This window comes from Xanthobacter pollutisoli (assembly GCF_040044995.1).
In the GTDB taxonomy this organism is placed as follows: domain Bacteria; phylum Pseudomonadota; class Alphaproteobacteria; order Rhizobiales; family Xanthobacteraceae; genus Xanthobacter.
The window spans coordinates 17,473-26,855 of record NZ_JBDZDP010000027.1 but is presented as its reverse complement, the minus strand read 5'-3'; the positions used below and the strand labels follow the sequence as shown (position 1 = coordinate 26,855).

General features: G+C 65.0%; 15 protein-coding genes. 2 read left to right on the top strand and 13 right to left on the bottom strand.

The genetic code is table 11. The annotated features are described in order from the left end of the window. Window positions 1-201 precede the first annotated feature (201 nt). Both ABLE93_RS24395 and grxD read left to right on the top strand, forming a co-directional pair. The gene (locus tag ABLE93_RS24395) at window positions 202-435 is read left to right on the top strand and encodes a BolA family protein (RefSeq protein WP_348842295.1); all 234 of its coding nucleotides are present in this window, start codon (window positions 202-204) and stop codon (window positions 433-435) included. A gap of 90 nt (window positions 436-525) precedes the next feature. Next, entirely contained in the window at window positions 526-858 is a 333-nt protein-coding gene (gene grxD / locus ABLE93_RS24390) for a Grx4 family monothiol glutaredoxin (RefSeq protein ID WP_348842294.1), read from the top strand. 284 nt (window positions 859-1,142) lie between these two features. Here the strand turns inward: grxD and ABLE93_RS24385 are convergent, their stop codons facing one another. The 13 genes from ABLE93_RS24385 to ABLE93_RS24325 form a co-directional block, all read right to left on the bottom strand. Continuing rightward, on the bottom strand, window positions 1,143-1,361 hold the full coding sequence (locus ABLE93_RS24385) for a hypothetical protein (RefSeq protein ID WP_348842293.1): 219 nt from the start codon (window positions 1,359-1,361) through the stop codon (window positions 1,143-1,145). A gap of 380 nt (window positions 1,362-1,741) precedes the next feature. Beyond that, a complete protein-coding gene (locus tag ABLE93_RS24380) occupies window positions 1,742-2,056 on the bottom strand; it encodes a ferredoxin (protein ID WP_348842292.1) in 315 nt (104 codons plus the stop codon). 50 nt (window positions 2,057-2,106) lie between these two features. After that, on the bottom strand, window positions 2,107-3,309 hold the full coding sequence (locus ABLE93_RS24375) for a DegT/DnrJ/EryC1/StrS family aminotransferase (RefSeq protein WP_510183078.1): 1,203 nt from the start codon (window positions 3,307-3,309) through the stop codon (window positions 2,107-2,109). A 2-nt stretch (window positions 3,310-3,311) separates the two neighbouring features. Beyond that, on the bottom strand, window positions 3,312-3,572 hold the full coding sequence (locus ABLE93_RS24370; RefSeq protein WP_348842291.1) for a DUF6129 family protein: 261 nt from the start codon (window positions 3,570-3,572) through the stop codon (window positions 3,312-3,314). Between the two features lie 87 nt (window positions 3,573-3,659). Then, complete coding sequence (locus ABLE93_RS24365; RefSeq protein WP_348842290.1) at window positions 3,660-3,989, bottom strand: DUF3024 domain-containing protein; 330 nt, start codon at window positions 3,987-3,989, stop codon at window positions 3,660-3,662. Window positions 3,990-4,025: 36 nt separating this feature from the next. Then, window positions 4,026-4,265, bottom strand: a complete 240-nt coding sequence (locus tag ABLE93_RS24360) for a nitrogen fixation protein NifZ (RefSeq protein ID WP_348842314.1) — start codon at window positions 4,263-4,265, stop codon at window positions 4,026-4,028. 9 nt (window positions 4,266-4,274) lie between these two features. Beyond that, window positions 4,275-4,592: a nitrogen fixation protein NifZ gene (locus ABLE93_RS24355; RefSeq protein WP_348842289.1), complete on the bottom strand. Its 318-nt coding sequence runs from the start codon at window positions 4,590-4,592 to the stop codon at window positions 4,275-4,277. Then, window positions 4,589-5,368: a 4Fe4S-binding leucine-rich repeat protein gene (locus tag ABLE93_RS24350; RefSeq protein ID WP_348842313.1), complete on the bottom strand. Its 780-nt coding sequence runs from the start codon at window positions 5,366-5,368 to the stop codon at window positions 4,589-4,591. The genes ABLE93_RS24355 and ABLE93_RS24350 overlap by 4 nt, the downstream gene beginning before the upstream one ends. Beyond that, window positions 5,361-5,912, bottom strand: coding sequence for a hypothetical protein (locus tag ABLE93_RS24345; protein ID WP_348842288.1), 552 nt, complete (start codon window positions 5,910-5,912; stop codon window positions 5,361-5,363). The genes ABLE93_RS24350 and ABLE93_RS24345 overlap by 8 nt, the downstream gene beginning before the upstream one ends. Before the next feature lie 96 nt (window positions 5,913-6,008). Then, window positions 6,009-6,323 (bottom strand): HesB/IscA family protein, encoded by a 315-nt coding sequence (locus ABLE93_RS24340; protein WP_348842287.1) that lies wholly within the window; start codon window positions 6,321-6,323, stop codon window positions 6,009-6,011. Window positions 6,324-6,336: 13 nt separating this feature from the next. Next, a complete protein-coding gene (locus ABLE93_RS24335; protein WP_348842286.1) occupies window positions 6,337-6,561 on the bottom strand; it encodes a 4Fe-4S binding protein in 225 nt (74 codons plus the stop codon). 28 nt (window positions 6,562-6,589) lie between these two features. Then, window positions 6,590-8,152, bottom strand: coding sequence for a nitrogenase cofactor biosynthesis protein NifB (gene nifB, locus ABLE93_RS24330; RefSeq protein WP_348842285.1), 1,563 nt, complete (start codon window positions 8,150-8,152; stop codon window positions 6,590-6,592). 347 nt (window positions 8,153-8,499) lie between these two features. Then, the gene (locus ABLE93_RS24325; RefSeq protein WP_348842284.1) at window positions 8,500-9,381 is read right to left on the bottom strand and encodes an SIR2 family NAD-dependent protein deacylase; all 882 of its coding nucleotides are present in this window, start codon (window positions 9,379-9,381) and stop codon (window positions 8,500-8,502) included. Between the last annotated feature and the right edge of the window lie 2 nt (window positions 9,382-9,383).

Sequence of the window (9,383 nt, the reverse complement as noted above, 5' to 3'; positions counted from 1 at the left end):
CCGATTGGAGCTCTGCGAGAGTGCCGCGCATGGGCCTTCAGGCCTGGATGCGGGCCCTGCCTGGGTGCGCCGCACCGGAAAGGTTCAAGACGCGCCCTGGCCCCTGGCTGTCGCATTTGCGACAGCCAAGACACCCCGCGAGGTGCCGTCTTGTGGTGCCGACCTTGCATGGGACGCGGCCGAACCGAAGGAGACAGCGCTATGGCGATGCCAGCAAATGAAATCGAGCGCCTGGTGAAGGAGGCTCTTCCCGACAGCCAGGTGGTCATCATCGACCTCGCCGGAGACGGCGACCACTACGCCGCCCGCATTACGTCCGAGTCCTTCAAGGGCAAGAGCCGCGTGCAGCAGCACCAGATGGTCTATGCCGCGCTGGGCGAGCATATGGGCGGCACGCTGCACGCCCTCAAGCTCGAGACCCTCGTGCCGAAATGAAAGCGAGCGGGCCGTTGAACAGAGCCCGCACGGAGTGATGCCGTTCAAAGGGATTTTCCAGTTCCAGCCATTTCTTCAGGAGCTTTTGCCATGGCCACCACCTCCGAACGTATTTCCGAGATCATCGCCTCCAGCGACGTGGTTCTGTTCATGAAAGGCGTGCCCGCCGCCCCCCAGTGCGGCTTTTCCGCCGCCGTGGTGCAGGTCCTCGCTCAGGTGGGGGTGCCTTACCGCGCCGTGGACGTGCTCCAGGACCCCATGGTCCGCGAGGGCATAAAGTCCTTCTCCAACTGGCCGACCATTCCCCAGCTCTATGTGAAGGGCGAGTTCGTCGGCGGCTGCGACATCGTCCGCGAGATGTTCCAGGCGGGCGAGCTCAGCGCGCTCATGGCCGACAAAGGCGTTGCGGCCCCTGCCGCTTGAAGCTGCGTCAAACCAAACAAGGGCCCGGCCGCGATCGCGCAGCCGGGCCCTTTTGCTTTTCGGTGTTGCCGGGCGGAGTTGGGCAGCCGGTCTCGTCTCCAACGCGAACCATGCCCACGCACGAAAGCCGGCAGCGCGAGCCGGGGGGCAACCGCGTCGCGAGCCGGCTCGTTCACGTGCTGGCAATTCCCATCCGGGGACGGCACATGGGCTGTGTGCGCCGTCCTACGTAATGGTACGAATTGCGCCGCGCACGCCGCGCAGCTTCAATGGGGACGTTCCGCTCAAGCGGCCTTGGCGGCGGATTCGGCCTTGAAGGCGTCAACCTTGGCGCGATCGAGACGGAATACGCCACGACCGCCGGCGAGCGCCTGGTAGACGTCGGCGGCGCGGTAGGCGAGGAAATCGAACCACTCCTGGGGGTCAAGCCCAGTGGGGCGTTCGCTGATCTCGATGACGGTGCCGTTCGGGGCGAAGCGGGCGTGAATGATGACTGGTTCCATCTTGGTCTCCTCTTGACCGGTCCTCGGTTCCGTAACTCGGTGCTGATCCCGTCGCCCGCCGCAAATCCCTATCCCCGGCAGGCCACAGCCTGATCGATCTCGCTGCCGTCTGCCGGCCGCGGTATTCCAGGCGCGCGCGTCAGCTCTGCGGGCGCCCCTTCCCTGTCTGCGCTGCGTCCCAAAAGGACAGCAGCACATCCAGCGAAAACAACGGTGTGTCACCGGCGCCGGCCGGTCTGGCCTAACTCACGGCGCCTCGATCTCCCGCCAGTGAACTCCATCCTGCTTAGACCCTTCCGCCCGCCGGATGCGCCGGTTCCGCGCGTCGCGCCCTTGGGCTGGGACCGGCCGCGCGGCTAGCGCGCGACCGGCCGCCAGGGTCACAGGCCGGAGAACTCGCCCAGCAGTTCCACCGTCACATTCTCGGTGCCGAGCACGGTGACGTGCTTGGCGAGGCGGGACTTCGAGCCCACGCCCACAATGGCGTCCAGCGCCTCGTTTTCCTCGCGCGTCGTCTTGGAGAGACCCTTGCGGCCCTCCTGGACGAAGATGTGGGATGCGCTGCCGTCCTTGTCCGACTTCTGCCGCTCGGCGAGACCCGGCTCAACGGTGATGAGCGCCTCGAGGAGGTTCGTGCCTTCCGCAACCTCAATGGTCTTTCCGGTAGGCATGACCTTCAACGTAACCGTGGACATCAACAACTCCTGTCGTTTCAGCTTTATTTGGGGTGCGATTTTATTGCCCTTCAGTAGATGGCGGCTCCCGCCCCTACATTGATCGAGGCATCCTTCATCGTTGCGACGATGAACTCGATTTCGTCCTCGCTGAGATGCGTGTGGAAGGGCAGCGCCACGGCGCGGTCCGCCACCTTCTCCGTCACGAGGAAATCGCCCCGGCGATAGCCGAGGTCGAAATAATGCCGCTGCAGATGCAGCGGATTGCTGAAGGCGGCGGATTCCACCTTCTCCACCTTCAGATCCTCGACGATGGCGTCGCGGCTCGACTTGGAGAAGCGCGTGCCGAGATGGACCACGTAGAGGAACCAGTTCACCTCGGTGACGTCCGGGCCGATGTAGGGATCCTTGATGCCCTCGAACGACTGGACGTACTTGAGATAGAGATGCTCCACCGTGCGCCGCTGCTCGATGATCTCTTCAAGCCGGCGCAGCTGGGTGAGGCCGAGGGCGGCGGTGACATCGCTCATGGCGCCCTGGTAGGGGGCGCTCATGCTCACCACCACCGACGAGCGCTCGTCGAGCTTGTGGGAGCGGAAGCGGCGCAGCGCCACCGCCACGTCGATATCGTCGGTGACCACCATGCCACCCTCGCCGCACACGAGCGGGAATGGCTGTGAGAAATCGAACACCGACGTGTCGCCGAACGAGCCCACCAGCGCGCCCTTGTAGCGCGAGCCGATGGCCTCGGTGGAATCCTCGATCAGCACCAGGCGGTGCTTGCGCGCCAGCTCGCGGAACGCCGCCCAGGGCGCGGGATGGCCGTTGGTGTTGCCCGCGACGATGGCCTTGGTCTTGTCCGTGATCTTGGTCTCGGCCTTCTCCGGCACGAGGGTCCCAGCCCAATAGTCGATATCGGCGAACACCGGCCGTGCGCCGGAGAGGCTGATGGCATGGACCGTCTCGCGGAACGTATAGGGCGAGGCGACCACTTCGTCGCCGGGGCCGATGCCGTAAGCCTTCAAGGTGTAGAGCAGGCCCAACGTGCCGCTCGGCACCGCCACCGCATATTTGCGGCCCACGTAGGCCGCAAACTCCGCCTCGAAGGCCTCGGCGGTGGGCCCGCTCGACAGACGGGGCGCCTGCAGCGCCTCGGCCACCGCCTGCAGCTCCACCATGGTGATGTCGGGATCCGACAACAGGATATGAGTGGCCTCGCCGTCGTCGTCACCGTCCGGCAGGTCGACCTCGTCGAAGAATTCGGCCTCGCTCATGGTCAGCTCCGCCGTGCGAGGATGACGCCCGTCGCGGTCGCCGGATCGAGGGTGATGTGGGCGCAATGGTCCGCCGTATCGAGCAGATGCAGGTCGAAGGCGGAATAGGAGCGGAACGGCGCCTCGGTCACGTCCGAGGCGTCGCACTGGGTCCAGGAGAGCGCGGGGAAGCGCTTGCGCAGCTCGGCGAACACCGGCACGGAGGGGTCGCCGGCGGTGAGGACCTGCTCGATCTCGGTGAGGTCGCTGTCGCTCAGAGGCATAACCTTACTCTCCCGTGCCAAATGAGACATCGCCGCGGCTCCAGCCGTGGCCCGATGGGCTCCATGCAGGAACATTGCCAGATTGGATCATTGCCAAAACTTGCGGTCCGCATCCTCGTTAAGCAGATCCAGCACCTCCTTCAGACGGTCATGGGTGCTGTCCAACTCCCACACCCTCGTGCCGTGGTTCATGCGGAAGAGCTGCCAGGCGCTCTGGTCCTCGTCGAACAGCATCAGCGCGATGTCGACGATGCCACCCTCCGGGTCGATGTTGCGGGAGCAGCAGGCGCTCTCGATCCTGTAGCCCCCCTCGGTCGCGAGCACGCGGGGGGTCACGTAGCGATAGCGGCGGCGCGCCTTGATGGCGCGCTCGATCCGCTTCTTGTCGAGATCGTTCGGATGAGCGGGCAGCCTCATCTTCGGTATCTCTTTCACGCCGCACGTGAGCGTGCGTCAGAGGGGCTGAATCTCTTCTTCGAGGCAGCCGACGACGAGGCGCTCGTTGAACTCGATCAAATAGATCGGAGTGTTCGTGTCGGTATGGGTTCCGACCTGCACGATCTCGCCCGTGGCGCCGATCCCCACCAGCAGCGCCTCCTCCGGCACGTCCGGATAGGAGCCGTCGTTGTAGAGGTCGATCAAGGTCTTCACCTTCTGACCCCACTGGTACTTGGGAAGACGCGGTTCCAGGATCATCTTGGCTCAAGCTCCGGGCACGGGGGGCAGGGGAATGTCCACTTCATCGCGGGGAATGGCGCTTTCCAGTTCCTTGCGCTTCATGCCCACGCGGTTTCCGCTCTCGGTGAATTCGACACCGTAGATGTAGAATTGCTGGAGGAAGGTGCCGATGGAGACGACGTAGCCGATCTCGCCCTTCTTCGCGAGGATCTCGCCGATCTCCTTGCCAGCATAGGTTCCGTCATTACGGATGACGCGCTTCGCCTTGACCCGCTCGCCGAAGTTGAAGTACGGCGGCTCCGAGACTTCGACCACATCGCTGTCACGAACAATGTTGCTCATAGCGGCATCTCCCTTGCTAGCTGGCCTCCCGCACGGCTGCGGGAGCGGGCGACCTCACGCACAAAATCGTCATCGTCATCGATGAGCTGGGATACCTGCGAGGGCGAGATGCGGCTCGCCACCTCATAGCGCACGCGCCAGTCGGGATCCTCCAGAAGCGCGGAGAGGAGATCGGGCGCGAGGCGCTGGGCCACCTCGAGACGCACCGCGGGGCTCGCGTCGTTCACCATGCACAGCAGCCATTCTGTGGGCAGGCGCTGCGCCACCACCTTGCGCACCTCGGCCTCGGGATCGTCCACCATGCGGGACAACAGCGGCGGCGCCACGCGGCGCGCCACAACGAGGCGCACGTAATAGTCCTCGTCCGCCATCATTGGGGTGAGCTCGGCATCTTCCAGCAAGGAGACGATGCGGATGCGCACTTCGCGATGCGGATCATTGCGCAGAGGCAGGATCATGCGCTTGGGCAGGCGCCGGGCGGCGTTCCAGCGCACGGTCTCCTCGGGATCGTTCAGCAGGCCGCGCAGCACGAAGATGTCGGCATGCTTCGCCGCGATGGCGCGGACCTCGAAATGCTCGTGCGCCACATAGGCATTGGCGAGCTTGGGATTCCAATTGAAGAAGCGATCGATGCGGCGGGCGTAGCGGTCGTTCACGCAGGCGCGCCGCAGCTGGCACTTGCCGGCCGGCAAGAGGTCGGCCTGATGGACACAGGACGTGCAGTCGATGTCTTCTCCAAGCCAGGTCTTGGCTTCGTCGATGGCGTCGTCAGTCATCGTCATCCTGCCCCGCTCTGTTCAGAACATCGAGCAAGAGCTTCGCCCCGATCTTGTCGGACGGGTCGAGCTCGAGCAGCTTCATCACCGCGGCCCGCCCCTCCTCCAGATCGCCGAGGCGCATGTTGAGGTAGGCGTAGCCCTTCAGCGTGAACAGGAAGAAGCGCGGCATCAGGCGGTCGTAGCGGGAGAATTCGGCGTCATGCGCCTGAACGTCCCGCCAGTCCGCCGGCAGATTGGTCTCGCGCTGGGCCTTGGCGAGGCAGACCCTCGCCACCTCCAGGCACTCCCGAAGGCGGCCCTTGTAGAAATAAAAGCGGTAGAGACCGATCAGCACCGCCGCATGGCCGGGCGCGATCGCCTCGGCCTGGCGAAGGTGCGCTTCCGCGACTTCGTCCTGCTGATAGGAGAGCCCGGCTTCCCACAGATGAAACTGTGCGTCCTCCGGCAGCCCTCCCCCCATAACCGCGCTCGCGAGGAGCGCCTCCGGGGTCAGGAAATCGGACTCGCCCTCGACCTCGAAGGCGACTTGCGAGCCGGACATTCCTGCTCCTTCTCCCAACTCGAAAACATGGGGCTCTGCCTCCCGTCGGAGGGGAGCCGACCGGGGCGGCCGCGAGGCCGCCCCGGCTCGGGGCTGTCAATGGGCGTGCGAGCTGCAGGTGGTCGCCTTGGGATCCTGGAACACCAGGCCCGTCTTGGCGGCCGTGTCGGTGAAGTCGATCGTCACACCGTCCAGCAGCAGGCGGCTCTCGGCCGGAAGGAACAGGCGGACGCCGTCCTTCTCCACCACCGCGTCACCGGGCTGAGGCTCCGGCAACACGGCGATGTCGGCATTGAGCCCGGAGCACCCGCCCGGGGTCACGTGCATGCGGAATCCGGCGGAGGGACCGCCGTCTGCCATGATCATCATGCGGATGAAGCGCGTGGCCGCTCGGGTCATCGTGAAGTCCATCGCGGGAGCTCCCTCAGGCCGTCGGCTGGTAGCGGGGATACGACGTGTCGATCACGCACGTATCGTCCACCGGGCAGACCGCCGCGCACTGCGGCACGTCGAAGTGGCCGATGCACTCGGTGCACTTCTTCGGGTCGATGACGAAGGTTCCGTTCTTCTCCGAAATGGCCACGTTGGGGCATTCCGGCTCACACGCCGAGCAGCTGGTGCACTGCGAGGCTACGATCTTCAACGTCATGGGATTGCTCCTTTGATGCCGGTGCCGGTCAGGCCGCGTTGATGAGCGCGCCCTGGCGGATCTCGGCGTCGCCGCGCACGGTGTGCTCGAGTTCGCCGGTCTTCACCTTGTTGAGGTATTCCTTGAACCAGGTGATGGCCGACTTCTCGATGAACTCGTGAGCGAAGCCATCCACCGGCTCGATGCCAGCCTTGATGAGGTCGGCCTTCGGGCAGCCGCCGATCTTCGCCACGAACACCGCATGGCAGTCGTTGATGGCGCGGATGATGGTCTCGAGGCTGTCCTCCTCGCCGTAGCCGCCCTGGCAGTACAGGTCGACGCGGCGATGACCGACGAACTTGGCGCCGCCGGTGGAGAGCTCCCACACCTGGAACTCCTTGGCGTGGCCGAAGTGCTCGTTGATGAGGCCCGAGCCCTTGGTGGCCACCGCGACGAGGAGCTTGATGTCGCTCTGCTCGCCGGCGAGAGCCTCGAGCTCCTCCTGCTTCGCCGCCACCTTGGCGACGCGCTCTTCCTCGACCAGAGCCTGGTAGGCCTTGCGGCTCTCGAGGTCGTAATTGACCTCCATGGCCATGATCTTGTCGGTGGTGAATTCGGCGGAGCGGTCCTCGCCGAGAAGGCCCACGGCGTCAGCGCGGCATTGGCGGCAGTGACGCATCATGTTCATCTCGCCCTCGCACTCGTCCTGGAGCGCCTTGAGCTCCTGGGCGGTAGGGCCGCGCTGGCCGTTGAGGCCGAACACGGTGCCGTGCTCCGGGGAAGAGATAAGCGGCATGATGTTGTGCAGGAACGCGCCGCGCGACTTCACCGCACGGTTCACCTCGACAAGATGCTTGTCGTTGATGCCGGGGATCATCACCGAGTTGACCTTGCAGAGGATGCCACGCTCGGTGAGCATCTCGAGGCCGAGCATCTGGCGGTCGGTGAGGAGCTTCGCGGCCTCGTAGCCGGTGTAGCGCTTGTGCTTCCAGAACACCCACGGATAGATCTTCGCGCCGACCTCGGGGTCCACCATGTTGATGGTGATGGTGACGTGGTCGACGTTGTAGCCGGCGATGGTGTCCACGTGGTCGGGCAGGGCCAGACCGTTGGTGGAGAGGCACAGCTTGATGTCCGGCGCGGTGCGGGCGATCAGGTCGAAGGTCTTGAAGGTCTTCTCGGGGTTGGCGAGCGGGTCGCCGGGGCCGGCGATGCCGAGCACGGTCATCTGCGGGATGGTGGAAGCCACCGCGAGAACCTTCTTCGCCGCCTGCTCGGGGCTCAGCTTCTCGGAGACGACGCCGGGGCGGCTCTCATTGGCGCAATCATACTTGCGATTGCAGTAGTTGCACTGGATGTTGCAGGCCGGCGCCACCGCGACGTGCATACGCGCATAGTGGTGGTGGGCTTCTTCACTGTAGCAGGGATGGTTCTTCACCTTCTCCCAGATTTCGGTGGGCAGATCGCCCTGGCCGGCGGACGAACCGCAGCTGGCCTTGCCCGAACCGCCAGAGGTGCCGCAGCCCTGGTGCTCGGCCTTGGTCTGCATGATCTCGGCCAGCTTTTCGGCGGTGCCAACTTCATTCGTCTCGTGCTGTGTCGACGCGTGCATGAAACTGCTCCTCGCTTCCAGCAGGATCCTCAAAAAAATCCTGAAAGAGCAGGAGCAACTGGCGTGCCAGCCGGAATAGGGGAAAATACGTAAGCCTTATCAGGGCCGTATAAGCACTTGGCCGGCTGTCGGCTTGCCAACATCCCCGCGCGACACGGCTGACATGTTGGAAAAGTTACATGCTCGAACGTCGATTCAAGGCCCGAGGAGGGAGCAGTTTGATCTTCGTCAATGCGCGGCACGAACCGTTGCGCCGCCTCGTCTTCCGTCACACGCCGGCGGGGTCCATGAATCGGAAAGGGAGCATGCCCTGCGGACATGCTCCCTCCCCTGATCGGACGTAGCGCTCAGGCGGCCGTGCCGCCGGCCTCCATGATGATCTCCAGCGCCTTTGGCAACGGCATGGCGATGGGGGTGATGGCGTGCGAGAGCAGGAAGCGCAGCTCGTTCTTGGTGAGCTGGCCCTCCTCGACGATGGCGTAGTGCGGGGTGCGGGACCGCTTGGCCACCTGCCGCGCGTAGGTGCGCAGCATCTGGTCGTGGAACCGGCAGCCGAGGAATAGGAAGCTGCGCTCGGTGCGGCGGTCCTTGACCGCGTCGGGGATCGGCGTCTGAATGTCGATCTCAGTCAGGACCTCGACATAGTCCGCGTCGGAGATCAGCCAGTTCTTGGCCGGGGTGACACTGCCGTGGGGCTTGTAGAGCAGGGTCTTCCAGCCCTCGGCCGCGGCGCGGGTGGTCTCCGTTCCCGCCGCATCATAGAAGCGGTACCAGCGGTCCTCGCCGATGCCGGCGCGGGTGATGCCCTGCGCCTCGCCCCAATCGGCGCGGCCCGTGAGGGCGGCGCGCATGGCGCCGTCGTACCAGGTGTCCACGATCAGCGCGAGGGGCAGCTTCGCGAGGAACGCGTGGAACGCAAGCGGTGCCACCGCCGGTGTGAACGCCTCGCCCATGAGGGTCGAGACGGTGTTGCGGTGCTTCATGCTCTCGATGTGCTGAGCCGAGGCCCAGACGTTGCCCTTGGCACGCTTGGGGAGGGCCACCTTGGTGCCGAAGAAGACCGCGAGGTCTTCCGGCGTGACCGGGATGGGCTGCGGCTCCAGGGCGATGAGGCCGGGCCCGAGATAGGGCACGACCTTGTCGGCGACGAGCTCCGCCGCCACGTCCTTCAGGACGGCCTCGGCGTCGGCCAGCTTCAGCGTCTCGATATTGGCGACGGAAATGTTCATGT